This window comes from Asticcacaulis solisilvae (assembly GCF_017875235.1).
Classification (GTDB): Bacteria; Pseudomonadota; Alphaproteobacteria; order Caulobacterales; family Caulobacteraceae; genus Asticcacaulis; species Asticcacaulis solisilvae_A.
Map to the genome: position 1 here is coordinate 233,505 of NZ_JAGGMI010000003.1, position 25,321 is coordinate 258,825.

General features: G+C 61.6%; 27 protein-coding genes. 9 read left to right on the top strand and 18 right to left on the bottom strand.

Features of this window, described 5'->3' with window-relative positions; genetic code table 11:
- Positions 1 to 55 precede the first annotated feature (55 nt).
- Positions 56 to 496, top strand: a complete 441-nt coding sequence (locus J2X24_RS07420; RefSeq protein WP_209718911.1) for a COG3650 family protein — start codon at positions 56 to 58, stop codon at positions 494 to 496.
- Here J2X24_RS07420 and J2X24_RS07425 read toward each other — a convergent pair whose 3' ends face one another.
- The 3 genes from J2X24_RS07425 to J2X24_RS07435 all read right to left on the bottom strand — a co-directional run bounded on the left by J2X24_RS07425 (position 497) and on the right by J2X24_RS07435 (position 2,838).
- Positions 497 to 943: an RpiB/LacA/LacB family sugar-phosphate isomerase gene (locus J2X24_RS07425; RefSeq protein ID WP_209718914.1), complete on the bottom strand. Its 447-nt coding sequence runs from the start codon at positions 941 to 943 to the stop codon at positions 497 to 499. It lies immediately after the preceding gene.
- A 3-nt stretch (positions 944 to 946) separates the two neighbouring features.
- Entirely contained in the window at positions 947 to 1,606 is a 660-nt protein-coding gene (locus tag J2X24_RS07430; RefSeq protein WP_209718917.1) for a DUF1349 domain-containing protein, read from the bottom strand.
- Between the two features lie 86 nt (positions 1,607 to 1,692).
- Complete coding sequence (locus J2X24_RS07435) at positions 1,693 to 2,838, bottom strand: glycoside hydrolase family 5 protein (protein WP_209718919.1); 1,146 nt, start codon at positions 2,836 to 2,838, stop codon at positions 1,693 to 1,695.
- 248 nt (positions 2,839 to 3,086) lie between these two features.
- Here J2X24_RS07435 and J2X24_RS07440 point away from each other — a divergent pair, with 248 nt between their 5' ends.
- Positions 3,087 to 3,773: a dihydrofolate reductase family protein gene (locus tag J2X24_RS07440; protein WP_209718922.1), complete on the top strand. Its 687-nt coding sequence runs from the start codon at positions 3,087 to 3,089 to the stop codon at positions 3,771 to 3,773.
- A 51-nt stretch (positions 3,774 to 3,824) separates the two neighbouring features.
- Here J2X24_RS07440 and queE read toward each other — a convergent pair whose 3' ends face one another.
- Positions 3,825 to 4,469, bottom strand: a complete 645-nt coding sequence (gene queE, locus J2X24_RS07445) for a 7-carboxy-7-deazaguanine synthase (RefSeq protein ID WP_209718925.1) — start codon at positions 4,467 to 4,469, stop codon at positions 3,825 to 3,827.
- Positions 4,470 to 4,477: 8 nt separating this feature from the next.
- Positions 4,478 to 5,230: a 7-cyano-7-deazaguanine synthase QueC gene (gene queC, locus J2X24_RS07450; protein WP_209718928.1), complete on the bottom strand. Its 753-nt coding sequence runs from the start codon at positions 5,228 to 5,230 to the stop codon at positions 4,478 to 4,480.
- Between the two features lie 145 nt (positions 5,231 to 5,375).
- On the opposite strand from queC, the gene J2X24_RS07455 reads away from it, so the two are divergent.
- Together J2X24_RS07455 and J2X24_RS07460 are read left to right on the top strand one after the other, a co-directional pair.
- Entirely contained in the window at positions 5,376 to 5,819 is a 444-nt protein-coding gene (locus J2X24_RS07455; RefSeq protein ID WP_209718931.1) for a PaaI family thioesterase, read from the top strand.
- 3 nt (positions 5,820 to 5,822) lie between these two features.
- Positions 5,823 to 6,266, top strand: coding sequence for a PaaI family thioesterase (locus tag J2X24_RS07460; RefSeq protein WP_209718934.1), 444 nt, complete (start codon positions 5,823 to 5,825; stop codon positions 6,264 to 6,266).
- Between the two features lie 4 nt (positions 6,267 to 6,270).
- Here the strand turns inward: J2X24_RS07460 and J2X24_RS07465 are convergent, their stop codons facing one another.
- The 3 genes from J2X24_RS07465 to J2X24_RS07475 form a co-directional block, all read right to left on the bottom strand.
- Positions 6,271 to 7,431 (bottom strand): serine hydrolase domain-containing protein, encoded by a 1,161-nt coding sequence (locus J2X24_RS07465; RefSeq protein WP_209718938.1) that lies wholly within the window; start codon positions 7,429 to 7,431, stop codon positions 6,271 to 6,273.
- Positions 7,432 to 7,502: 71 nt separating this feature from the next.
- A complete protein-coding gene (locus tag J2X24_RS07470) occupies positions 7,503 to 9,176 on the bottom strand; it encodes a lysine--tRNA ligase (RefSeq protein ID WP_245344523.1) in 1,674 nt (557 codons plus the stop codon).
- Between the two features lie 69 nt (positions 9,177 to 9,245).
- Positions 9,246 to 10,949 carry a tetratricopeptide repeat protein gene (locus J2X24_RS07475; protein ID WP_209718941.1) on the bottom strand — a complete coding sequence of 568 codons (1,704 nt, stop codon included), beginning with the start codon at positions 10,947 to 10,949 and terminating at the stop codon, positions 9,246 to 9,248.
- A 175-nt stretch (positions 10,950 to 11,124) separates the two neighbouring features.
- Between J2X24_RS07475 and J2X24_RS07480 the strand changes: the two genes are divergently transcribed.
- Positions 11,125 to 11,553, top strand: coding sequence for a MerR family transcriptional regulator (locus J2X24_RS07480; protein ID WP_404977817.1), 429 nt, complete (start codon positions 11,125 to 11,127; stop codon positions 11,551 to 11,553).
- 128 nt (positions 11,554 to 11,681) lie between these two features.
- A complete protein-coding gene (locus tag J2X24_RS07485; RefSeq protein WP_209718945.1) occupies positions 11,682 to 13,469 on the top strand; it encodes an acyl-CoA dehydrogenase C-terminal domain-containing protein in 1,788 nt (595 codons plus the stop codon).
- A 159-nt stretch (positions 13,470 to 13,628) separates the two neighbouring features.
- On the opposite strand, the gene J2X24_RS07490 is transcribed toward J2X24_RS07485, so the two are convergent.
- Positions 13,629 to 14,111 carry a peroxiredoxin gene (locus J2X24_RS07490; RefSeq protein WP_209718947.1) on the bottom strand — a complete coding sequence of 161 codons (483 nt, stop codon included), beginning with the start codon at positions 14,109 to 14,111 and terminating at the stop codon, positions 13,629 to 13,631.
- Between the two features lie 202 nt (positions 14,112 to 14,313).
- On the opposite strand from J2X24_RS07490, the gene J2X24_RS07495 reads away from it, so the two are divergent.
- Complete coding sequence (locus tag J2X24_RS07495; RefSeq protein WP_245344524.1) at positions 14,314 to 14,964, top strand: YqgE/AlgH family protein; 651 nt, start codon at positions 14,314 to 14,316, stop codon at positions 14,962 to 14,964.
- Here the strand turns inward: J2X24_RS07495 and J2X24_RS07500 are convergent.
- The 9 genes from J2X24_RS07500 to coxB all read right to left on the bottom strand — a co-directional run bounded on the left by J2X24_RS07500 (position 14,961) and on the right by coxB (position 22,972).
- On the bottom strand, positions 14,961 to 16,217 hold the full coding sequence (locus J2X24_RS07500) for a M16 family metallopeptidase (RefSeq protein WP_209718950.1): 1,257 nt from the start codon (positions 16,215 to 16,217) through the stop codon (positions 14,961 to 14,963). The two genes, J2X24_RS07495 and J2X24_RS07500, sit on opposite strands and share 4 nt — an antisense overlap.
- Positions 16,214 to 16,912 carry an SURF1 family protein gene (locus J2X24_RS07505; protein ID WP_245344525.1) on the bottom strand — a complete coding sequence of 233 codons (699 nt, stop codon included), beginning with the start codon at positions 16,910 to 16,912 and terminating at the stop codon, positions 16,214 to 16,216. Before J2X24_RS07505 ends, J2X24_RS07500 begins: the two co-directional genes overlap by 4 nt.
- Positions 16,909 to 17,280, bottom strand: a complete 372-nt coding sequence (locus J2X24_RS07510) for a DUF983 domain-containing protein (protein ID WP_209718953.1) — start codon at positions 17,278 to 17,280, stop codon at positions 16,909 to 16,911. The genes J2X24_RS07505 and J2X24_RS07510 overlap by 4 nt, the downstream gene beginning before the upstream one ends.
- Positions 17,277 to 18,155 carry a cytochrome c oxidase subunit 3 gene (locus tag J2X24_RS07515; RefSeq protein WP_209718956.1) on the bottom strand — a complete coding sequence of 293 codons (879 nt, stop codon included), beginning with the start codon at positions 18,153 to 18,155 and terminating at the stop codon, positions 17,277 to 17,279. Before J2X24_RS07515 ends, J2X24_RS07510 begins: the two co-directional genes overlap by 4 nt.
- A 183-nt stretch (positions 18,156 to 18,338) precedes the next feature.
- Complete coding sequence (locus tag J2X24_RS07520) at positions 18,339 to 18,869, bottom strand: cytochrome c oxidase assembly protein (RefSeq protein ID WP_209718959.1); 531 nt, start codon at positions 18,867 to 18,869, stop codon at positions 18,339 to 18,341.
- Positions 18,866 to 19,096, bottom strand: coding sequence for a hypothetical protein (locus J2X24_RS07525; protein WP_209718963.1), 231 nt, complete (start codon positions 19,094 to 19,096; stop codon positions 18,866 to 18,868). The genes J2X24_RS07520 and J2X24_RS07525 overlap by 4 nt, the downstream gene beginning before the upstream one ends.
- Complete coding sequence (gene cyoE, locus J2X24_RS07530) at positions 19,093 to 20,121, bottom strand: heme o synthase (protein ID WP_209718966.1); 1,029 nt, start codon at positions 20,119 to 20,121, stop codon at positions 19,093 to 19,095. Before cyoE ends, J2X24_RS07525 begins: the two co-directional genes overlap by 4 nt.
- Before the next feature lie 85 nt (positions 20,122 to 20,206).
- On the bottom strand, positions 20,207 to 21,895 hold the full coding sequence (gene ctaD, locus J2X24_RS07535) for a cytochrome c oxidase subunit I (RefSeq protein WP_209718969.1): 1,689 nt from the start codon (positions 21,893 to 21,895) through the stop codon (positions 20,207 to 20,209).
- 24 nt (positions 21,896 to 21,919) lie between these two features.
- Positions 21,920 to 22,972 (bottom strand): cytochrome c oxidase subunit II, encoded by a 1,053-nt coding sequence (gene coxB, locus J2X24_RS07540; RefSeq protein WP_209718972.1) that lies wholly within the window; start codon positions 22,970 to 22,972, stop codon positions 21,920 to 21,922.
- 443 nt (positions 22,973 to 23,415) lie between these two features.
- Here coxB and tldD point away from each other — a divergent pair, with 443 nt between their 5' ends.
- Both tldD and J2X24_RS07550 read left to right on the top strand, forming a co-directional pair.
- A complete protein-coding gene (gene tldD / locus J2X24_RS07545) occupies positions 23,416 to 24,837 on the top strand; it encodes a metalloprotease TldD (RefSeq protein WP_245344561.1) in 1,422 nt (473 codons plus the stop codon).
- 63 nt (positions 24,838 to 24,900) lie between these two features.
- Complete coding sequence (locus tag J2X24_RS07550; protein ID WP_209718979.1) at positions 24,901 to 25,080, top strand: hypothetical protein; 180 nt, start codon at positions 24,901 to 24,903, stop codon at positions 25,078 to 25,080.
- Positions 25,081 to 25,321: the final 241 nt, after the last annotated feature.

Consider the following 25,321-nt stretch of genomic DNA (forward strand, 5'->3'; position numbering starts at 1 on the left):
AGCGGCGGTATGGGCTTAAGCTCGTATCGCCGCTACTTTTCGTTGAGTCCCGACAATGATCCGCCGCATTGCCTGCCTTATCCTAATGCCCGTGCTGGCAGCCTGTACCCCCGAGTTTTCTGAAGGCGAGCCCGCCGCCGCCTCGGCCAGCAGCCTCACCCACGCCGAAGCCACGACCCTGTCGGGCATTGCGCTCGACCAACCCTTGCGTATTCTCGGCACCGAGCCGTTCTGGGCGATCACCACCGACGACAGCGACGTCCTGCTGGAACGGCCCGACGCGGCGCCTCAGCACTTCACGCCATCGGGTTTCCATGTCACGGGCAACCAGGCCGAACTGCGCTCGACGACGCTCAGCATCGTGCTGACGCCGGGCCCGTGTTCCGACGGCATGAGCGACCGGCAGTATCCGCTGACGGCCGAGGTTCGCCTGGATGATGCGGTATTAAAGGGCTGTGCCCTGCCCAAGGCCGACCTGGATAAGGCAAAGCCTTAATCAGAGCCCGCCCAACTGGGTCAAACGGTCACGGCGCTCAGCATAGCGGCCGCCGAGGAACTGCGTGCCGAGAAAGGTCTCAATGCATTCCAACGCCCTCTCCGGCGTCACGATGTCGGCGCCAAGCACAAGGACGTTGGCGTCATTGTGCTCACGCGATAACCGGGCGCTAGCGGTCTCGCTGCACAGGGCCGCGCGGATATGCTGATAGCGGTTAGCGGTCATGGCCATCGCCTGACCGCTGCCGCATATAAGTATACCCTTTTGCTCAGAATGCGCCCTGAGTTCGCCGGCCAGCCTGGTTGCGAAATCGAACGCGTCGCAACGTTCATCCGAATGCGTGCCGAGATCGCGCGGCAAGTAGCCGTTGTTTTCCAGCCAAGCGAGCACCTGGGCCTTGAACGGAAAGCCGCGATGATCAGAGGCAACGCAAACGGTGGCCGACATGGATTACTCGCCCGTCCAGTACTTGGTCAGCTTCTTCGCCTCAAAGCGAATGTCAGTGAAGGTCGCCGTGTAGCTTTCACCCAATGGCGCCTGGCTGGCGAAACCGACCTCGACTTTACGCGCCGGATCGACGGAAAAATCGCGCAGGATCTGCCAATCCTTCCCATCCTGCGACATGTAGAGCAGGATCGAGTTGCCGACGCGGGCAATCTTAAGCCAGACCGGCGCCGCCGGCACGCGGACATGATAGCTGTTGTCCGTGACGGGTGAGGCAAAGCTTGACGTCACCGCGCTCTCATTGGCGTTGATGCGCTCGAACAGGAATTTCAACCAGTAGCCGTCGTCGCCATAAACGACCAGCGCGCCGCCGTCATAGTCGGCGCCGAATGATGCATCGACCCTGGCCGAAAAGATGAAGTCGCCCTCAGGCGCAAAGGTAATGCGCGGCGCATTCGCCGCCGCCTTGCCCTTGGCGGAGCGGTAGAGATCAGTCCCCTTGGGGGCGGTCAGGACGACCCTGTCCTTCGACACCTCGGCCTTCACGGCCGTGTTGGCCAGGGTGAGCGCGTAAGGCACGACATCGAGCCTCGCCGCAAGCTCTTCGGCCGCCGCGGGAAACGCCATGGCCATGATCACCGGTGCCAACAACAAGGATTTACGCATTCCAAACCTCCCATAAGTCTTTGCGTAACTCATAAGAGGCGTTTTTCAGCCCCGCAAGCCCGGCTTTCAGGTATAAAAAATTGGTCTTACCGCGCGGCCTTGACGATTTCCGAGATGGCTTCAGGGAAAGCCTGCGTTGCCGTGGCCCGATTGAAGAGACCAGAGGCGTGGTTCGATGTCACGCCATTATCCCAGTACATCGGCACCAGTCCATGCTCAAAGGCCGAGCGGGTAATATAGGCGTTCCAGTAATTGCGATACTTGCCGTCCGGATCGTACTCGGTCTTGAGGCTGGCGGCATATTCGCCCAAAAGCACCGGCACGCCCTTGTCGATGAAGTTGACCTTCATCTTCTTGAACTGCGCGTCGGCATAGGCCTCATTGGCCCAGGTTTCCGTCGCCGACGCCTTGGTCGCGATCTTGCCCCATTGCCAGACCGGGCTCTTGTCGTTGAGCGTGAAATTGTAGGGGTCGTAATAGTGGACTTCCATCATCAACCGTTTGGCGACCGTGTCGCCAGGCATCTTCGCATTGCACGACACGGCGTGATCGATATTGGTGTTGTAGCTCTGGACGACCAGCCAGCGGTTGGCATTGTTGCCGCCGGTGGCGCGCACGGCCGCGACGAAGATTTGGTTGAAGCCGTTCTGCACCTTGCAATTCTCGGCCGTCGGCGGCGAATAGACGCCCGTGACCATGATTTCGTTGGTGCCGGCGAACAGCAGGCGGTCATCATAGTCCCTGAAATGGGTGGCGATCTGCTTCCAGAAGAAGGCCAGGCGTGCGTCCGCCTGGTCCTGGTCCTTATAGGTCGGCTGCTGCCAGCCGCCATCCCAATGGACGTTGATCACGGCATAGAGACCGGCCTTGTGCGCGGCATCGACGACTTCCTGGACGCGCTTCAGCCAGAACGGACGGATGCCGGAATCGCGGTCGGTGTACTGGTTCCAGGCCACAGGAATGCGGACGCTCTTGAAGCCGGCCGCCTTGACGCTGTCCATCAGCGCCTGTGTAGCCGCGGGGTTCCCCCACGCGGTTTCCTGCGAGGTCGTGTAGGACGACTTGCCGCCAATGGCCTCAAGCGTATTGCCGAGGTTCCATCCGGGCGACATCAGGGCCTGCACATTTTCGCTGGTCAGCGAAACGGTTGCGTCCTGCGCGACGGCATGACCGCATCCGAACGCGAAGATCAGCGCCGCGCCCGTCAGTACCGATAAGATGTGCCTGCCCATAGTCCCCAGCCATTTGTTCTAATTGCGATCTTGCCTCCTGTCCTATGATTTGGGACGGCGGGCGGCAATAGCCGTTTTCATATTTGACGTGGTTTTCATGAAGCTTGCGTCCCAGCGGCATCATCTTCGTGTTCCACGCGTATGCCCATCCGGATCGAAAAATAACAGATGGTTGTCGATTCTGCCCGGCACCGTTCGTAGTGTCGGTATCGGCGCCGTTAGCCGGCATTCAGACCCAGGAGCAGATCATGCGTAAAATCATAGTGGGCACCTTCGTCAGCCTCGACAGCATCATGCAGGCACCTGGCGGCCCGGAAGAAGACCCGACCGGCGGTTTCAAGTATGGCGGCTGGTCGACGACCTACTGGGACGACGTCATTGAAAAAGCGATGGGCGAGACCTTTGCCGAACCTTTCGACCTGCTGCTCGGCCGCAAGACGTACGACATCTTCGCCGCCCATTGGCCATACGTCGAGCAGGACCCGGTCGCCGACAGCTTCGACAAGCTGAACGGCGATATCGCCAAAATGTTCAATGGCATCACCAAGTACGTCGCCACCCATCACCCGGAAAGCCTGGGCTGGGTCAACAGCGAGGCTCTGGGCGACGACATTCCGGCCCGCCTGCACGACCTGAAGGCTTCGGACGGCCCGACACTGCTGGTGCAGGGCTCATCCGAGCTGATCCAGATTTTGCTGGAACACGATCTGGTCGACGAATTCCGCCTGCTGATCTATCCGCTCGTGCTCGGCGAGGGCAAACGGCTGTTCGGCAGCGGCACCCAGCCCGTGGGCTTCAAGGTGACGAAATCGGTCGTGTCGCCAAGCGGCGTCATTCTCGTCACCTACGAACGCGCAGGCGGCATCAAAACCGGCTCGTTCGCCATGGAAAACCCGACCGAGGCGGAGCTGGAACGGCGCAGGACACTTTCTTAAGCGCTTTCCCAAAAGTGCATCGCGGTTTTGGGATGAAAAAGCGCGACAAGCCTATTTCAACCCAACCAGCTTGTGGGTCTGGACGCTCATCCGCCACTGCGGATGCGTAAGGCAATAGTCGATGACCGCCTGGTTATGCGCCGGCGTCATCGACTTGTCGGGCCCGAGCGGATCTTTCGGTTGCAGGTAGAAGCGTTCGAAGTCGAGGCTCGCGAATTCCTCAGGATTGACGCCGTCCTGTGGCCAGACAAGCTTCAGCTCCTGGCCGCGCATCTGTTTCAGGCGGTTCTGGCCCTTGGGGCTGACACAAATCCAGTCGATACCGGCGGGCGCTTCGATCGTGCCATTGGTCTCGACGGCGATGAAATAGCCTGCCGCCTTGACTGCCACGATCAGCTCAGGATCGAGTTGCAGCAAGGGTTCGCCGCCGGTGAAGACCACAGCCTTGTTGGTCGTCCCCTGCCCCCAGACGGCGTCCATGGCGGCCACGACATCGGCCGGCGTCGCGAACTTTCCGCCGTTCTCACCGTCGGTGCCGACAAAATCGGTGTCGCAAAAATCGCAGGCGGCGGTAATGCGGTCCTGCTCACGGCCGCTCCACAGGTTGCAGCCGGCGAAGCGCGCAAAGACGTTGACGCGACCGGCCTGGCCGCCCTCGCCCTGCAGGGTCAGGAAGATTTCCTTGAAGGCATACATGGCCAAAACTACTTCGCGAAGCTGCCCTGCGACGCCTGGCGGATTTCGAGGAAGTGTTCGAAGCCGGTCTTGCGCAACTGACACGCCGGGCATTCGCCGCAGCCATAGCCCCAGGCATGACGCTCACCGCGGGCGCCCAGATAGCAGGTATGGGTTTCTTCGAGGATCAACTGCACCAGTTCGTCGCCGCCCAGCTCGTGCGACAACGCCCAGGTCTGCGCCTTGTTGAGCTGCATCAGAGGCGTATCGATACGGAACGGCCGCTCGACGCCCAGGATCAGCGTCTTTTCCATGGCATCCAGCGTATTGGCGCGGCAGTCGGGATAGCCGGAATAGTCGGTTTCGCACATGCCGCCGACCAGGTGGTCGATGCCGCGCCGGTCGGCCACGGCCGCGGCGTAGACGAAGAAGACGAGGTTGCGGCCCGGCACGAAGGACGATGGCAGGCCGCGTTCGGTCATGACGATTTCGCTTTCGCGCGTCAGGGCCGATTCCGCCACCGCTCCGAAGCCTTTCAGGTCGCAGACATGGTCTTCGCCGAGCTTCTCGGCCGCTGCCGGAAAGACTTCGCGGAATTTCGCCAGCACGGACAGGCGTGTCGTCATTTCGATGGAGTGGCGCTGGCCGTAGTCGAAGCCGATGGTTTCCACGCGGTCATAATGTTTCAGCGCCCACGCCAGGCATACGCTCGAATCCTGCCCGCCCGAAAACAGGACAAGGGCGGAACGATTGGCGGGAACCTGATCCAGAGACGCGGACATGGCGGCGGAAACCTTTAAGAAATGGGGAGTACAGATTTCTAAAAACGCCCTTTGGCGGTCGATTGCAAGGTAATTCTGACGAGAATGCTTTGACGTTCGCGTCAAGATGCGCGAAAATCAGGGCCGGTTTACACACGGTGGAGCCATGGATCAGGCAGCCTTTTCCGACATGTTCGGAACCATCATCGACAACACGCCCTATATGAAGGCGATCGGCGCCGTCTATGACGGCCGCTCCGACGACGGCCTGACCATGCGCCTGCCGTGGCGCGAGGACCTGGTCGGCGATCCGGAAACGCGGGTAATCGCATCGGGCGTGGTCACGGCCCTGCTCGACAATGGCTCCGGCATGGCCGTTTGGGACCGGCTCAATGAGTTCAAGCCGATCGCCACCCTGGACCTGCGCATCGACTATATGCGCGCGGCCGAGCCCGACCGCGACCTGCTGGTGACCGCCAAGTGCTACAAGCTGACGCGGTCGATCGGCTTCGTGCGCGCCTTTGCCTATGAAGATACGCCGGACGATCCGGTGGCGGCGGCCCAGGCGGCCTTTATCATCGCATCGCCGTCGCTGACGCCAAAAGGGTAAGCTATGACACAGGATATTGCCCCCGCCCTCACCCGTCCGATCGAGCGCCTTAATCCCGAAGACGTTTTGAAGGCCATTCCGTTCGCTGGTTTTCTGGGCATGCGGCTGGACCTTGCCGGCGACGAGCTGACGGCGCGTCTGCCCTACGCGCCGCATCTGATCGGCAATCCGATGATCCCGGCCCTGCATGGCGGCGTCATCAGCGCCTTCATGGAGATGACGGCCATGGCGCAGCTTTTCTTAAGCGAAACCTTCCACCATGTCCCGAAGCCGATCGACGTCAGCATCCAGTATCTGCGCTCGGGCCGGCCGGTCGATACCTTTGCGCGCGCCATCGTCAACCGCGCCGGCAGGACGGTCGCCAATGTCGAGGTGCAGGCGTGGCAGGAACAGAGGTCACAACCGATCGCGAAGTTGCAGACGCATTTCCTGATTTCGGTGGATTAACGAGTCACGACTTGCCGGCGTGATCACCGTACTCCCATTCGTACGGCACGCCGGTGTCACCGAGCACGAACTTCACCAAGTCGGCAAAGCCGGCTTCGGCACGGACATCGTTCGACAGGATAACCACGCAGCGCTGTCCCTTCTCGATGCAGACCATTGTGTTAGCCGTCTGGTCGTCATGCCCCCCCTTGTAGAAGCCATGGCCCTGCGGGCCGTCGAACACAACGACGCCCAGACCGGCATAGAGGTCCTTGCGCTGTTGCGCTTCCGGCAGATCGGGCAGGAAGGTCGGAAACTGATTGGCCGTATTGATCTTCAATTGCCGTTTGGACAGCTCCGCACGCGAAGCGGGCGTCAGACCATTGCCTCGCACCAGGGCAGCCGTGAATTTAGCGATGTCCGCGATGGTGGTGTCCATTGAACCCGCCACACGAACTTTTGAGCGTTCATCGTGCTCAGTCACCTCGCCCTTGTCGTTCCAGCCATCGGCGAGGTTCGGGCGGAAATCCGGACGCCAGGTAAGGCTGGTCCGCGTCATGCCAAGCCGCTTGAAATTGGCGCGGGTCAGTTCGCCGAGGTCCTGTTTGATCTTGCCATGCTCAATGGCGAATTGCAGCAGGATCAGCCCTTCGCCCGAATAGGCATATCGCGTGCCGGGATCAAAATGGATGCGCAACTTTTCATCCGGTTCGATCCACCAGAAATTGGCAAAGCCCGTCGAATGGGTCAGGGCCATGCGCGGCGTGATGGCTTTCCAACGCGGATCGTCGGCCAGATGCTTATAGGGACCGTATTTGTTGGGATAGATGGCTTCCGGGTCGTAGTCCGGCAACGGCTTGTCGAGCAGGTCGGCGACCGGCGTGTCGAGCGTGAGTCTTCCCTGGTCGGCCAGTTGCAGGACAGTGTAGGCGAAAACCGTCTTGGTCAGCGACGCGCCGTACATCACCGTGTCGGTTTGCAGCGGTTCCTTCTGCGCGTTGCGGATGCCGTAGGCCTGGGTGTAGCCAACCTTGCCATTTTCGATGACCGCTATGGCCAGGCCATTGGCCTTGGTGGCGTCGAGCACCCTGCGGACCTCGGCATCGACGGCGGCTGGTTTGGGCGCCGCCTGGGCCAGGGTCGGGAGGAGGAGTACGCAACTGAACGCAAGGGCACGACGCAGCATGGGGCCTCCGTTGGCGCGGATAACTTATGGGCGTGGGGCCTGTGACTCCACACCCATAAGTCATACGGCGCTCAAGCGGTTACCGCAAGCTCCCCACGCACGCCCTGCTCCAGCAAGGCAATCGTCCGCTCCAGCCCAAAGATCGCAACGAATGACCCGAAGCGCGGTCCTTGCGACTGCCCCAGCAGAACCTCATAAAGCGCTTGAAACCACGCCCGCAAAGGTTCGAATTCATGAACCTTTCCAACTTCAAACACGATGTTTTGCAAGGCTTCCGCGTCGCGCGTATCCGCCGGCAGCGCCTTAAAGCGCTGGATGAGGTCCTCGAACGCCGCCTTCTCCTTATCGTCCGGCAAACGGAACGATTTCGACGGCTTCACGAAGTCTTCGAAATAATTCAGCGCATACCCCGCCAGACGATCCAGCACCGGTTCGCTCTCTGGTGTCGCGCCCGGTATATAGGCGCGCAGGAAGCCCCACAGTGTCTCTTTGTCCGACGCATTGGCCGCCGAAACCAGGTTGAGCATCAGGCCAAAGGTCACCGGCGGCGACGTGATCGCCGTGTCGCCACGCAGAACGAACCACACCGGGTTCTCGATCTGCTTGGCCTCTTCCTGCTTGGGATAGGCATCCAGTTGCTGGAAGAACTCGTCCGTCGCCCGCGGGATGACGTCGAAATACAGCTTCTTGGCCGACTTCGGCGACTGGTACATGTAATAGCTGAGGCTTTCCGGCGCGCCGTAACGCAGCCAGTCTTCCATCGTCAGACCGTTGCCCTTGGACTTTGAAATCTTCTGCCCCTGCTCGTCCAGGAACAGCTCGTAGTTAAAGCCCTCGGGCGGAATGCCACCCAGCACCTTGCAGACCTGGGACGAGACTTTAACCGAATCGATCAGGTCCTTGCCGGCCATCTCGTAGTCGACACCCAGGGCCGCCCACCGCATGGCCCAGTCGGGCTTCCACTGCATCTTGACGTGGCCGCCGGTCACCGGCACCTCGAACTTCTCACCGTTCTCTTCGAACACGATCGTGCCACGCGCCACATCGCGTTCCAGCGTCGGCACCTGAAGCACATGGCCGGTCTTCGGCGAGATCGGCAGGAACGGCGAATAGGTCGCGCGCCGGTCCGGCCCCAGCGTCGGCAGCATGACCGCCTGGATCTGGTCGAAACGATCGAGCGCCGTCAGCAGGGTCTGGTCGAACACGCCGCCCTTGTAGCACTCTGTTGATGAGAGAAATTCGTAAGTGAATCCAAAGCTATCGAGGAATGCCTTGAGACGTGCGTTATTGTGCTGACCGAAGGATGGATGCTCGCCAAACGGGTCGCGCACCACGGTCAAAGGCTTATACAGGTCCTCACGCAAAATCTCAGGATTGGGGATGCCTTCCGGCACCTTGCGCAGCCCGTCCATGTCGTCCGAGAAGCAGATCAGACGCGTGCGCCAGTGCCCGCCCGTCATCGCCTCGAAGGCCTGGCGGACCATGGTCGTGCGCGCCACTTCACCGAAGGTGCCGATGTGCGGCAGGCCCGACGGCCCGTAGCCGGTCTCGAAGATCACCGGCCGGCCCAGCGCCTCGTTCTCATTAAGCGCCTCATCCGTCTTGCCGGCCTCGATCAGGGCGAGGACCCGTTTCTGCTCGGCTGCATCCTTGAGACGCGTTTTGATCAGGCGCGCGATCAGGGCGCGCGCCTGTTCAAACGGCCATGCGCGGCCGGCGTAAGCAAGGGTGGCAAGTGACGACATGATTAAGCAACAACCTTTCTGATGCAAAAGAGGCGTTCGCTTTACGGCCCGCGCTCACGGGCGTCAATCTTAAAGGCTTTGGATGACGACCGCCGCCTTGCCGCCGCGCCAGACGCGATCGAACTGCGCCATCGTCGCCTGACTGCCGGCGGTATCGCCCAGCAGGGTTTGGGCCTGCGCCCTGCCCCATAACGCATAGGCATTGCCCGGCCGCACCTTCAGGGCCGCGTCGAAGGCTGTAAGCGCGCCCTTGCTGTCCCCGGCCGTCAGCTTCAGGCGCCCCAGCGCGATCTGCGCCGGGCGGTCAGCCAGAGGCGGCTCGCTATAGCTCAGGCGCTTTTCAGTATCGGCCGCCGCCTGGAAATGTGCCTCGGCTTCCGCGACATGGCCCGCCGCCATCTTGATCCGCCCAAGTGCCAGATGCTCGTGACGCTCGGCGATCCGCGCGGCATCGCCGGTGTCCTTTGATGCCGCTCGCGCCTTTTTCAGCAGCACGACTTCCTTGCGCGCGCCAGCCAGGCTGCCCTGCGCCAGATAGGCTTCGACGCGCGCCGACCGCCAGACCGTTGTCAGGACGTGCAGCTTTGACGGCGGCGCCTTGATCGCCAATACCTCGGCTGGCGTCATGAATTGTGCACGCGCCTGCATGGTCATCAGCCGCTTGGCTTCATCCCAACTCCCCGGTTCAATCGTTGACAGCGGCGTACCGGCGTCAATCTCATCGGCCAGGCGCATCGCGTTGGCCTTGTCGCCGACCTGCTGCGCCGCCGACAGGATGAAGGTGGCATGATGGTAGTAATAGCCGAAATAGGCCGGCTGCTTGCCCAGATCGCGCGCCATGCCCTCATTGATGGCGATGGCCTTGATATTGACGTTGATGGCGTCGCCGATCCGGCCCACCGGGTAATAGGTGTGGCTGGGCATATGGACCAGGTGCGGCGAATTGGGCGCGACGGTGCCCAACCGGTCGGCATAGGGCTCGGCGCGCTCCGGACGGTCCGAAGCTTCGGTCAGGTGGATGTAGAGGTGGATCGCCTCCGGATGCTCGGGATTGCGCTTCAGGACCGTCTCAACCAGGTCCATGGCCTTGGCCGCCCACGGCAGGGCGACCTTGCCGCCTGGCTCCCAGTAGTCCCAAGGCCGTGCGGTCATCGCTGCCTCGACCGCCAGCACAGCGATAAAGTCGTCGTCAGGCCAGCGGGCTGATCCGGCAAACATCGTGTCGGCGTATTTTTCGGCAAATACTCCGTTCTGCTTTTCCGGGGGCTTTTCGGCATAGCGGATGGCCAGCGCATCCAGCAGCATCCGGTCCTTGTCGGTCAGCCCCCTGGCCTTCAGCGCTGTGGCCACCAGATCGCGCGCCTCGGCCGCGGTCTTTTCTCCCATTGGTCCACTATTGATGCTGGGCCCCAGCGCCATGGCCATACCCCAGGCGCACATGGCGCAGTCGGGATCGAGGTCGTGCGCCGCCTTGAAGCTGTTATAGGCGGTCTCGTATTCAAAGCCGTACAGCAGCGCCAGGCCCTGGTCGAAATAGGTCTGGACCTGAGGCTTATCGGTGCGCACCGGATAATGAGCCTTGGCCAGCCCTTTGAGGACTGGCATCGAAGACGTGCCGCCCGCTGTGGCCGCCTGCGGCGCCCCGCACATGCCCGCTGCCAGGACCGCAGGATCGGGGGCCTTGGGCCTGGACGGCGCCTGCCCGGCGCACCCGAACATGCCCAGAAGACAAGTCGTTCCAAGCGCCATCATAAGGCTTTTTCTGTTGGCCATCTTGGCGCTCCCGGCTGTCCGGGCGCAGATTACATGCGGTATCCCTTGCGTCAATCCGCAAGCCGATATGGCATCTTTATGATGAAAAGTTGACGTTGCGGTCACTTGCCGCTTGACCGTGATCACGAATACAAATATCTTGACGTTTACGTCAATGTAAAGATATTCCATCATAATGAAGGACGGGAAACGCCAGATGGACAACCGCACCTACTCTATTCGCCAGCTCTCGAAAGAATTCGACGTAACGGCGCGCGCCTTGCGCTTCTACGAAGACAAGGGGCTGATCAGCCCGGAACGCAAGGGCCAGACGCGCCTGTACAGCGCCCGCGACCGCGCTCGCCTGCAGTTGATCCTGCGCGGCAAGCGGCTCGGCTTCTCGCTGGTCGAAATCCACGAAATCCTCGACCTCTATACGCCCAAGGATCACGGCGCCTCGCAGATGAAGGCGACGCTGGTCAAGTACCGCAAGCAGATCGAGACCCTCAAGCGCCAGCGCGAAGACATCGACGCGGCCATTTCCGATATGCAGGCCGGCTGCGTCTGGCTGGAAGAACAGGTTCAGAAACTGGAAGCCGAAAATCTCCAGCAATCCAAAGCCTAGAAGCTGATCATCCAATATAGGATAATCAGCTTCTAGTTATTTGCTTTTACGCGATATTTTTCCGAAAGCCGCTGCGCACTTTTCGGATATCGCTTGAATAACAAATCCAAGACACAGGGATAACCAAAATGAGCTATCAGGCCCCGGTTCGCGACTATCAGTTCCTCATCGAGAACGTCTTCAAGACCGACCAGTACAACAACCTGAAAGGCTTCGCCGATGCCGACTCGGCGACAGTCATGGCCATCCTGGAAGAGGCCGCCAAGTTCACAGAAGAGGTTGTCCATCCGATCAATATCACCGGCGACAAGGAGGGCTGCGTCCTCAATGCCGACGGCAGAGTGACGGCGCCCAAGGGCTATAAGGAAGCCTACAAGGCCCTGACGGAAGCCGGCTGGACCGCCCTGTCGAACGATCCCGAATATGGCGGCCAGGGCCTGCCCCACTTTGTCAACACCGCCTTTTCCGAAATGCTGTCCGGCGCCTCGTCGGCCTTCGGCATGTATCCCGGCCTGACCGAAGGCGCCATTTCGGCCCTGCATGCCGGCGGCACGGACGAGCAGAAGGCGCTGTACCTGCCCAAGCTGATCTCCGGCGAGTGGTCGGGCACCATGAACCTGACCGAGCCGCATTGTGGCACCGATCTCGGCCTGCTGCGCACCAAGGCCGTGCCGAACGGTGACGGCAGCTACCGGATCAGCGGCCAGAAGATCTGGATTTCGGCCGGCGAGCACGACTTTACCTCGAACATCTGCCACCTGGTCCTGGCCCGCATCGAAGGGGCGCCTGCTGGCGTCAAGGGCATCTCGCTCTTCCTGGTACCCAAGTTCCTGCCCGACGCCGACGGCAATCCGGGCGAGCGCAACAGCCTGAAGTGCGCCGGTCTCGAGCACAAGATGGGCATCCACGGCAATTCGACCTGCGTCATGGTCTACGAAGAGGCCAAGGGCTTCCTGCTCGGCAGCGAGCATGAAGGCCTGAAGATCATGTTCTACATGATGAACTCGGCTCGTTATGGCGTGGGCCTCCAGGGCCTGGCCATTGGCCATGCTGCCTATGTCGCCGCCACTCAGTTCGCCAAGGACCGCCTGCAGGGCCGCGCCCTCACCGGCCCCAAGTCGCCCGACAAGCCGGCCGACAGCATCCTGGTCCATCCCGACGTCCGGCGCATGCTGCTGGAAAGCCGAGCCCTCATCGAAGGCGGCCGCGCCTTCCTGATGTGGGGCGCCTTGCAGGCTGACTTCCAGCACGTTGCCGAAGACGAAAAAGCGCGTGAAAAAGCAAGCGACTATATGGGTCTGCTGACACCGGTGATTAAGGCCTATCTGACCGAAAAGGGCCTGAAGGTCACGCAGGACGCCATGCAGGTGCACGGCGGTTCCGGCTTTACAGAGCACTTCCCGGCCTCGCAATATATGCGCGATGTCCGCATTACCTTGATCTATGAAGGCACCAATGGCGTCCAGGCGCTCGACCTCGTCGGCCGCAAGCTGCCATCCAAGGGCGGCCGCGCACTTCAGACGTTCTTCGGGGAAATCGACGCTTACGTTGCCGCCGAAGAGTCGGGCTCGATCGTGCCAGCCTATATCAAGGCGTTGAAGGACACCAAGGCCAAGCTGATGGACGGCACCATGTGGCTGATGCAGAACGGCATGGGCAATCCCGATAATGCCGCGGCCGGCTCGCTCGACTACCTCCACCTCTTCGGTCTGACCTGCTCGGCCTATATGTGGGCCATGATGGCCAAGGCGGCGCAGGAAGAAATCAATAATGGATCTACCGACCCGTTTTTCGCGACCAAGCTCAAGGTTGGGCGTGTCTTCCTGGAGCGCATACTGCCGGACGCCGATGCGCACCTGGCCAAGATGAAGGCTGGCGCTGAGGCGTTGATGGCGCTGGAGGATGAGTTGTTTTAAAGAGCGAGGGGACTTGGTCCCCTCGACCCCGGTACTCGGTAGAGTCTAACCCTTTGAATAACAAATGGCCGGGCGCCCCTAAAGGTGCCCGGCCATTTGTTATTCAAGCGCTTAAACGCTGTCGCGTTTCGAGGTCGAGGAGGCTGCGCCTCCTCGCCTTTAAAGCTGCTCCAACACGTACTCCGCCGACGACACATTGAACTGGCCCTTTTCCTCGACGAACAGCTTGTCGACCACGCCGTCCTTGACGATCATGGCGTAGCGTTGCGAGCGCGGGCCCATGCCAAAGCCGGTACCGTCCAGTTCCAGCCCAACTGCCTTAGCAAAAGCGGCATTGCCGTCGGCCAGCATCACGACTTCGTTTGCAATTCCCTGATCTTTCGCCCACGCTTTCATGACGAAATAATCATTTACCGAGATGCAGGCGACCTTATCGACGCCCTTGGCCGTAAAATCAGCGGCGCGGTCCTTGAAACCCGGCAGGTGGCGGGCGCTGCAGGTGGGCGTGAACGCCCCCGGAACCGCGAACAGGACAACGGTCTTGCCGGCGAAAAAGTCCTTTGAGGATACGGGCTTACCGCCATCTTCCTCGACAATGGTCAGGGTGGTTTCGGGGATGGCGTCGCCGGGTTTCACTGTCATCTGCATCTCCTGTTTGACCGGACTCGCCGCTTGGTTGCGGCGTGTCGGGATCAATTTTCGATATGGTTTGTCCCGGTTATCACGCAAAATGTGCGCCCGCGACATGCCCCCACATATAGGGTAATGTGCTAAGATACCAAGCAAAATCCCGGCAGGTTCGTACCCGACACGAACGCGCGGGTCGCGAAGATGAGGACATCCCATGATTCACGGCGGCGGTACGATTCCACAACCCGAAATGCCTGTTTCAGGCGAAGCGTACACGTCATATCAGGGCAGCCTGCTGATCGCCATGCCGACGCTGGGCGACGCGTCGTTCGCCCACAGCGTCATCTATCTGTGCCGCCACGATCCGCTCCATGGCATGGGCATTATTCTTAACCAGCCGATCAGCGGGCTCGATTTCCGCGTCATGCTGCGCGAACTGAACATCCCTGAAGGCGGCGCCCTCCGCAACCCTGTTCTGGCGGGGCAGAAGGTGTTTCGCGGTGGTCCTGTCCAGATGGACCGCGGATTCGTCTTGCACAGCCTCGATTTTCAGATCGAAGAGGCCACCCTGCCCCTCGCCCCGCCCGCCGGCGAAGACGGCGATCCGGTCGGTCTCACCGCTTCGCGCGATATCCTTGTCGCCCTCTCGCAAGGTCACGGTCCGCGCCACAGCCTGATCGCGCTGGGCTATGCCGGCTGGGGCCCGGGCCAGCTTGAAGCCGAACTCAGCCAGAACGCCTGGATTGTCGCGCCGGCGACGCACGACCTTTTGTTCGGCGGCGATACGGAAAACTTGTGGGTTCGCGCCCTGGCCAGCCTCGGCGTCGATCCGGTTCACCTGTCCGGCACCGCAGGTAACGCTTAAGCCGCGATTTGCGCCATTCCCGACGGCCCCAGCAAGGCGCTGGCGAACTGCGTCTGGCGCTTCAGGGCCTGACCGACTCGCGCCAGGTCATCCAATCCCACCTTCTCGATTTCAGCCGCGACCTCATCGAGGCCGAACACCTTGCCAAAGGTCGATAACTGGCTGGTGAAGGTCGCCGCGCGTGACGCCGCCCCTTCGTGGTTGAGGAACAAAGACGTTTGGAACTGCGCCCGGGCGCGTTCAAGCTCCGGCACAGTCGGATTGGCCGCCAGTTCCCCCATGACCTTGCGGATCAGTTCGGCCAGAGGCGCGACGTCCTTGGCCGCGCAGCCGGCGTAAAGACCGAACACACCGCCGTCGCGGTACGGTGTCACCCAGGCGTCGATTGCATAGGCCAGGCCTCGCGCCTCGCGTGCCTCCTGGAACAGGCGCGACGCCATGCCGCCGCCGAGGATCTCGCTGAACAGCCGTAGTGGGATAATGTCCGGGTGATAGCGGCTGACGGCTTCGAAACCGAGCGTGAGATTGGCCTGTTCAATCTTGCGCTTTTGCAGGCGATGACCAGGCGTAAAGCGCAGCTTTTCCGGGACGTCCAGCCCCGTTTCATCGGGCACGCTGTCGAACAACGGCTTAGCGGCGGCGTAGACCTCGGCGGGCTCGACGCCACCCGAAACGCAGACGACGATACGGTGCGGCGCGTAGAGCTGACGCGCGAAGGCCCGCAGATTATCCGGCGCAGCCGATTTCAACGATTGACGGCTGCCCAGGATGGGCCGGCCGATCGCCTGGCCTTCAAACATCGCCTCCTGCAACAGATCGAAGACGTGATCGTCGGGCGTGTCATAGGCTTCGTGGATCTCCTGCTCGACGACCTTCTTCTCGCGCTTCAGTTCCTCGAGCCTGAGGTCCGACCGGAACATAAGGTCCGACACGATCTCAAGCGCCGACGGCAGGAGCGCGTTCAGGCCTCGCACTTCGAAACGCGTATGCTCATAGCCGGTCGAGGCATTGATCGTTCCGCCGCGATGTTCGATGGCTTCGGCCAACTGACGGGCGTCGCGGCCGGCAGCCCCCTTGAACACCATGTGCTCCAAGAGGTGCGCCCACCCCGATTGCGCTTCGGTCTCGAAGCGCGTGCCGCCGTGGATCAGCGCATTGAGCGCGAAGGTCTTCAGGCCCGGCATGGGATCGACCAGCAGGGTCAGGCCGTTGTCGAAGCGATAGAGGGTTTGGGTGTCTAAAACGGGAATCATTGTTTCCGGGCGCGCTGGGTGGCGACAGCAAAAACCATCCCCAGGAGGGTGACGGCCAGCCCATACCAGGTGAGCGCATATTCAAGGTGGCGGTTGGCCAGCGGCGCGGTCGTCGGCGCCTGCCGGATGGATTGGGCAGTCAGGTTAGACGCCTTGACGTCGAGGACAAGGAAATAGTCGGTCCGCAATGGTGTCTTCAGCGCCGCGCCCATTTCGGCCGGCGAGCGCGTATACCAGTCATTGGCCGCCGGGTTGTTGACCGGCGCAAAGGCCGAGGGTTTGTCGATCGGACGCAGACGGCCGACCGGCAGGAAGGCCGTATTGGCGGGGACGCCGTCCGCCTTTTCCGAGAAGCCAAGATCGACTAGCATGTCCGGCTGTCCTGGCGCGATCGGGCACGCCATCAGCAGTCGGTATCCGGCAACGGGCCCCATGGTCGAGTGCATCGGGATGATGCGCGCGGGCGCGATCCGGCACGTCGGAAGAGAGACCGAGCGCCAGTCGGCGTTGTCCTTGCCAAGCAGTGATGCCACCGGCACCGGCGGCAGCGCCTCAGTGCGCGCCATTTCCTTGATCAGGTTGTTCTTCCATTGCAGCCGCGTTACCTGCCAGGTGCCGAGCCCAACCAGGATGGCAAAGGCGATGATGCTGGCGACAGCCAAGCCGCGCGGCAGGGCGTTGATCAGGCGCATCATTCGTCACGCACCTTGTGCTTGAGTTGCGAGGCGACCATCAGCCCCTTCAGCATCGGCATGAGGACCAGGCTGAGGACGACCGCGAAAGCCGGCCAGACGCTAAGCAGCAACCACACCGGCCAGCCGAGACCCAGCAGGCTGATAACCAGGCCCACACAGGCGGCGAAGCCGGCGATCAGAATGACGAAGACGACGGGACCGTCACCGGTCTCCGCCGCCTTGAAATCCGCGCCGCAAACGCCACAGGCATCCGCGATCTTCAGATAGGATTTAAACAGCCGGCCCTGTCCGCAAACGGGGCACTTGCCGAGGGCTGCCGCCCCAAGAGCTGCAAGGAACCCGCCCTTGCGGCCATTGGCCTCGATCATCCCTTATAGCCGCCGAATACGACGTAGACAAAGGCGAAGAGGAAGAGCCACACCACGTCGACGAAGTGCCAATACCAGGCGGCGGCTTCGAAACCGAAGTGCTTCTTCGGCGTGAAGTGGCCGGCCAGGACGCGCAGCAGGCAGACCAGCAGGAAGATGGTGCCGATCAGGACGTGGAAGCCGTGGAAACCGGTCGCCATGAAGAAGATCGAACCAAACAGGCCCGAATTGGCCGCCTCTTCGTTGAAGAACAGGTGATGGTGGATGATTTCCATGTATTCCGACGCCTGAACCGCCGTGAAGACAGCCCCCAGGATGACGGTCAGGACCAGGGCCCACACGGCGCCCTTGCGGTCATTTTCCTGAAGCGCATGGTGCGCCCAGGTCGCCGTCGTACCGGAGGTCAGCAGCAGCAGGGTGTTGAGCAGCGGCAAGTGCCACGGATCGAGCGTCTCGACGCCTTTCGGCGGCCAGGTCGACCAGGCCAGACGAACTTCCTCGATGCCCGAGGCGACGCCGGAACGGTGACCGGCGAACAGCGCCATTTCAAAAAACATCCAGAAGAAGGCGGCGAAGAACATCACTTCGGAAGCGATGAACATGATCATGCCGTAACGCAGGCCGATCTGCACGACCGGCGTATGGTCACCGCGGCGGCTTTCCTTGATGACGTCGCGCCACCAGAAGACCATGGTCAGCAGGATACCGGCCATACCTATGGCGAACAGCCACCATTCGCCCTTGGGCACGCCGAAGAGGCCGCGCCACCACATGACGAGACCCAAGCCCCACAGGACGCCCGAGGCAGAGCCCAGCAGCGGCCACGGGCTGGGGTTGATGATGTGATAGTCGTGCTTAACGCCGTGATTGGACATGTGTCAGTCTACTCACCTTATTGTCCGCGGCAGGCGTCGGTGCCCGCGCGGCTGTTGCCCCAAATGGCCACAATAGTGGCCGGAAAAGTGGCCGGAAAATCGGAATTTTCCGTTTATGCCAATTCATTCTGAAAGACAATGCAAAGACCCCGTTCATATCCAGGTTTTTGCCACTGCGTTGCCTTATTTTTCGTCGCCCTTGGCCTCATAAAACGTATAGGACAGGGTGATGTCGGTCAGGTTACGCGTATCGATGTTTTTCAGCAGTTCCGGATCGAGGAAGTAGACCATCGGAAAGTCGCGCGTTTCGCCGGGTTGCAGGGTCTGATTTTCGTAACAGAAGCATTGCAGTTTACGGAAATAAGGCCCCATCGGTTCGGGCAGGACGTTGAATACCGCCCTCCCCGTAATCGGCCGGTCGGATTCGTTGGTCACGGTAAACGACATCATCGCCGTACGGCCGACGCGGGTGCGTTGCACGGGCTTGTCGACCTTGAACTTGAACGGCACGCCATTGGTATTGGTGTCGAAACGGACCTCGATGATTCGATCGGTCTCGACTTCCTTGACCTCGGTCGCCGCCTTGCCGATCGTGCCGTTAAAGCCGGTCATCTGGCAGAAGACACGGTAAAGCGGTACGCTGGCAAAGGCCAGGCCGCCCATGGCCACCGTGCCGAGCACGAGCCAAAGCACCAGGCGGCCGTTCTTGGTCATTGTGAAGCCTTGGACGCATCAGCGGCCGCGGCGGATTCTGCGGCGACGGCGCGCAGGTGGGCATCCCGCTTCAGGCCCGAAGCCATGCGCGACATCGAGATGAAGAAGACCAGGACGACGAACAGTACCAGGCCGAGCGCGATAAACAGGTTGCGCTGCTTCTGCGCCTTCAGATAGGCGGCCTTGTCATCCTCGTTCTTTGGAGCAGGCTTCGGAGCGTCCGTCACAGCAAAAACCCTTTCAGGGCATGTTCGATCAGCAGGGTCGCGAACAGCGCGGTCAGGTAAAAGATGGAAAAGGCGAACAGGTTGCGCGCCGACAAGGCTTCCTTTTTAACATCGTAGAGGCTCTGCTCGCCACCTTCGGGGTGATCCCCGGCCCGCGACAGAAAGACGCGGAGCGCGAGATAGAGGAAGATGGCGCCGCCGAACACCGAAACGATGGCGTAGAAAATGCCGCCGAGCTTGGCGCCTTCAGGGCCGATCATTGCCGGCAGGCAGGCGACCGGCACCATGATGAGGCTGTAGAGCAGGATCTGCAGACGCGTCGACTTGGCGCCTTTAGCCACCGGCATCATGGGAATGCCAGCCTTGGCGTAATCTTCGGCGGTATAGAGCGCCAGGGCCCAGGAATGCGGCGGGGTCCACAGGAAGATGATGGCGAAGAGAATCCACGCCTCCATGGGGGCGGCGCCTGTCGCGGCTGCCCAGCCAATGACCGGCGGAAACGCCCCGGCCGCGCCGCCGATGACGATGTTCTGCGGCGTCCGGCGCTTCAGGATCATGGTGTAGAAGACGACGTAATAGACGATGGTCAGGGCCAGAAGACCTGCCGCCAGCCAGCTGTCGAGCGCGAAGCCCATGGTCAGGACGGAAAGAAAGGCCAGCACGCCGCCAAAGGTCATGGCGTCGTTGCGGGTAATACGTCCGGCGGCCACGGGGCGCAGCCTGGTGCGGCGCATCAGGGCGTCGGTCGTGCCTTCCAATGCCATGTTGAGTGCGCCGGCCGAGCCCGCGCCCAGGGCAATACACAGCACCGACACGAAGGCCAGGAACGGGTCCATGTCGCCCGGGGCAATGATCAGGCCGGTCAGGGCGGTGAACACGACCAGCGACATAACGCGCGGTTTCAGCAGCTGGAAATAGTCGCCCGGCAGCGCGCGGCGGTCCGTCGCGGCATAGTCCTGCTGAAGGGTCGCGATATAGTCCGCGTCGGACTTCAGCGGCTTTTTCTTGTCGTCGGCAGCGGCCATTGGCACGTCGATACCTCAATGAACGAAGGGGTGAAGACCGTTAGACCTTCACCCCCGGATTGTGATCTGTCTTAAAACGACAGGCTTAGTGGTGCTCGTCCTCGTCCTTGATCACCGGCAGTTCGGAGAACTGGTGATAAGGCGGCGGGGACGACAGGGTCCATTCCAGCGTCGTCGCGCCCTCGCCCCACGGATTGGCCACGCCCTTGCGGCGGGCGATCATGGCTTCGACGCACATGATCAGGAAGACGATGACGCCGACCAGGGTGATGGCGTAGCCGATCGACGACACCTGGTTCCAGAAGGTGAAACCGACGGGATAGTCGACATAGCGGCGCGGCATGCCCTGCAGGCCCAGGAAGTGCTGCGGGAAGAAGATGATGTTCACGCCGATGAACATGATCCAGAAGTGCAGGCCGCCCAGGAAGCCGTTGTACTTGATGCCGAACATCTTTTCGAACCAGTAGTAGAAACCGGCGAAGATGGCGAAGACCGCGCCCAGCGACAGGACGTAGTGGAAGTGCGCGACGACGTAATAGGTGTCATGCAGCGTATAGTCGATCGGGGCGTTCGACAGGACGACGCCGGTGACGCCGCCGACCGTGAACAGGAAGATGAAGCCGATCGCCCACAGCATCGGGACGGTGAAGGTGATCGAGCCGCCCCACATGGTGGCGATCCACGAGAAGATCTTAACGCCCGTCGGCACGGCGATGACCATGGTGGCCAGGACGAAGTAGGCGCGCAGGTCGAAGCTCATGCCGACCGTGTACATGTGGTGAGCCCACACGATGAAGCCGACGACGCCGATGGCGACCATGGCGTAGGCCATGGCGAGGTAGCCGAAGACGGGCTTCTTCGAGAAGGTCGACACGATGTGCGAGATGATGCCGAAGCCCGGCAGGATCAGAATGTACACTTCCGGGTGACCGAAGAACCAGAACAGGTGCTGGTACATGATCGGGTCACCGCCGCCGGCCGGATCGAAGAACGACGTGCCGAAGTTGCGATCGGTCAGCAGCATGGTGATGGCGCCGGCGAAGACGGGCAGCGACAGCAGCAGCAGGAAGGCCGTGACCAGAACCGACCACGCGAACAGCGGCATGCGGTGCAGGGTCATGCCCGGGGCGCGCATGTTGAAGATGGTCGTGATGAAGTTGATGGCGCCCAGGATCGACGACGCACCCGACAGGTGGAAGCTAAAGACGACCAGGTCCATGGCCGGTCCGGGCGAACCCGTATGGGCCGACATCGGCGGATACATGGTCCAGCCACCGGCGAAGCCGTGCTGACCGGCGCCCGGGCCCGACGGCGTCAGGACCGACACGACCAGGAGGATGAAGGAGGCGATCAGGAGCCAGAACGAAATGTTGTTCAGGCGCGGGAAAGCCATGTCCGGCGAGCCGATCATGATCGGCACGAACCAGTTACCGAAGCCGCCGATCATGGCCGGCATGACCATGAAGAAGATCATCAGGATGGCGTGTGCCGTGACGACCGAGTTGAAGGCGTGCTTGGCGTTGTCGGGATTGGCCAGGTCGAACAGACCGAGGCTGTCCAGCATCGACCCCTTGGCGAAGACCTGCAGGCCGGGCTCATAAAGCTCCCAGCGGATGAACCCCGAGAACGCACCGCCGACCAGGCCGGCGAAGATGGCGAAGATCAGATAGAGGGTGCCGATATCCTTGTGGTTGGTCGTGAAGAACCAACGGTCGAGGAAACCCGGTGTGTGGTCGTGGTCGTCGTGACCATGAGAGGCGGCAGCGGTGGCCATGTCAGGTGTCTCTCTTTACTTAACTTAGTTCACGGTCGCCGCGGAGGCGGGTGTCGCCGCAGGCGCGGCAGTAGCTGCAGGCTTGGCCGGTTGGGCGGCAACGTCCTTGACGCTCGGGCCGGCCGCGGCAGCGGTCGGATCGGCGGACGCGGCAGCCGAAGCAGACGCTGCTGCGGCGGCCGTCGCGGCGGCCGCGGCTTCAGCCTGGGCCGAGGCGGCCGCTTCGGACTTCAGCATGGCGCGGGTCTTGCCGCCGGCCTTGATGATGTAGGCGTCGAAGTCGGCTTCGGAGACGACCTGGACTTCGATCGGCATGTAGGCGTGGTCCTTGCCGCACAGTTCCGAGCACTGGCCGTAATAGGTGCCGATGCGCTCGGCCTTGAACCAGGTGTTGTTCAGACGGCCCGGGACGGCGTCGATCTTGATGCCAAAGGCCGGGACGGCGAAGGCGTGCATGACGTCGGCGGCGGTCGCCTGGACGTGGACGACCTTGTTGACCGGCACGACCAGCTTATTGTCGGTCGACAGCAGGTACAGGACGCCGGCGGCCTTGGCCTTGTTGATGTCGTTGGCTTCGGGCAGGAGGCGCGATTCGACGTCGGTGACCCCCAGTTCCGGATAATCGTAGGTCCAGAACCACTGGTTGCCGGTGGCCTTCACGACGACGTCCGGCTCGGGCATGTCGTTGAACTTCTTGAGCAGCGGCAGCGAGAAGCAGGCGATGACGACGAGCACGAGGACCGGTACGGCGGTCCAGATGATTTCGATCAGGGTGTTGTGCGAAAACTTGGCCGGCTTGGGGTTGGCCTTGGCGTTATAGCGGATGGCGATCCAGATCAGCAGACCCAGGACCAGCACGCAGATGGCGGTGATGATCGGGAACAGCAGCCCGTTATAGAACCAGGTCACGTCGTGCTTCAGTTCCGTGACGCCGGGCTGAAGGCCCATTTCACCGTCCGTCGGCTGACCATAGTGCACCGGCTTGGCGGCAAGAGCAGCGGTGGCGGCCAGCCACATCGCGGCCCCGGACACGACCCCTGTCAGGCTCTTGGCCCCGAACAGCCCTCTGTTGCGCATTCGCAAATCCTCGTCTTGACTGACCACGGGCGCCGGAAGACGGCGCAAGCCTGAGGCCCTACTGTGATATGCCGCGCAAGGCCATGACCTTGCGCCGGAAAGTTCGCGGATGGTCCTGCGTCGAAAACGCAGGCATGCGCGGACGCATTGGACGGAAATGTCCCACCTGATCCGAAACGTTCCCATAATGCGTTCGCGGTCAAATGCAAAGGGCAAATTCGCGCCACAATCGCTTTCTCCGGGCGGTTTGCGGTATCCATGTCGCCAATGCGGTCTTTTGTCGCAGCGCGGTGCGCACCATCGCTTCACGGTAGCCCGCTCCGTGTCCGGATCAACCTATTCGGCCCCCGTGATTGCGTTTCCCTAGCCATTTGCGTGCGCTGCGCCTAAATAGACGAAACCGATACACTTTTCGATTTGAGTCTCCCATGCCCGACACCGCCATGACCGCCCCGACAGATTGGGGCGACTTCGATCTTCACGCTGTTCAGGGCCTGCTTGAATACGCGCTGAAAGGGGCGGACGACGGTGAGATTTTTGTCGAGAAACGCGAGACGGAATCGCTTCTGTTCGACGACGGCCGGCTCAAATCGTCCAGCTACGGCGCCGACCAGGGGTTTGGTTTCAGAGTCGTGGCTGGCGAGACGATCGGCTTCGCCAACAGCGCTGAATTGTCGGTCGAAGCGGTCAGGCGCGCCGCCGAGGCCGCTGTTTTGGCCAAGCGCGGCCGCAGCGTCGACATAACCATCGCGCGCGACAACCCGCCGCGTTCCAACCGAAGCTACTATCAGGCGCACGATCCCCTGGGCGAGATGGCTTTCGCCGACAAGATCGCCCTCCTCCAGGCCATCGACGCCTATGCGCGCGACAAACATTCGGGCGTCGTCCAGGTCTCTGCCTCGATGGCCGCGGACAAGCGCGCCATCACCATCGTGCGGCCGGACGGCCAGCTTTATCACGATTACCGGCCGCTGGTGCGCATCAATGTCAGCGTATCGGTGGAAAAGAACGGCCGGCGCGAAACCGCCTCCTCTGGTGGGGGCGGCCGTATTTCGTGGCTGGACGTGACGGCGCCGGAAAAGTGGCAGGCCCAGGTCGATGAGGCCATCCGCCAGGCTTTGGTCAATCTTGAGGCTATTCCCGCTCCGGCCGGCGAGATGGATATCGTGCTCGGGCCAGGCTGGCCCGGCGTCCTGCTGCACGAAGCCGTCGGTCACGGCCTGGAAGGCGACTTCAACCGCAAGGGTACCTCGGCCTTTTCCGGCAAGATGGGCACGCAGGTGGCGGCGCGCGGCGTGACGATTGTCGATGACGGCACGGTCGTCGACGCGCGCGGCTCGCTGAATATCGACGACGAAGGCACGCCGACCTCATGCACCACGCTGATCGAGGACGGTATCTTGGTCGGTTACATGCACGACCGGCTGTCGGCGCGGCAGATGGGCGTCAAGGCGACCGGCAATGGCCGCCGCCAGTCCTATGCCCACCAGCCCCTGCCCCGCATGACCAACACCTTCATGCGCGGTGGCTCGGACAAGCTTGACGACATGATCGCCAATACGAAAAACGGGCTTTATGCCGTCAATTTCGGCGGCGGCCAGGTCGACATCACCAATGGCAAGTTTGTCTTCCAATGCACCGAGGCCTATCTGATCGAGGATGGGAAGATCGGCGCTCCCGTCAAGGGCGCGACCCTGATCGGCGATGGACCAGCGGCGATGCGCGAAGTCGACATGATCGGCGATGACTTCAAGTTCGATCCCGGCGTCGGCACCTGCGGCAAGGCCGGCCAGTCCCTGCCCGTCGGCATCGGCCAGCCGAGCCTGCGCATCAAGGGGCTCACCGTAGGCGGCACGAACGCCTGAGGCAATAAGGATTGTGGCACACGGCTTGCTGTTACCGTTCACAATGATCGAACGGAGGACACAATGTTTCCTGCCATGATGATACTGGGCAACCTCTATCGCCGCCTGTGGCGCCAGACGGCCGCGCCGGTCGAGGATACGCCGCGCTTCGACTTTTCGGACGCACGCGATGCCTATGAGCAGCACGCGACGGCCACGGACGATATCCGCACGACGCGCGCGCAGTTCCGCACGCGGCGATGACCCTTTGCGGCCGTCATATTAAATCTTTGTCACAATAGACAAATCCTTCCTACGAAAAACTCCGTAGACATTTTGCCTAAGCTGCGGAAAACAGGCGCTTTTTAAATTTTTGGCCGCTCGGTTGCCGCCAGCGGTTCTCGATTAACATTACAGCCATTTAACTTGTGTAATTGCTACTGAAACATAATTCCTGAACGCGTGGGGGCGCCGGGCTTCCCATTGCCATTTATCGCGGAAGTCC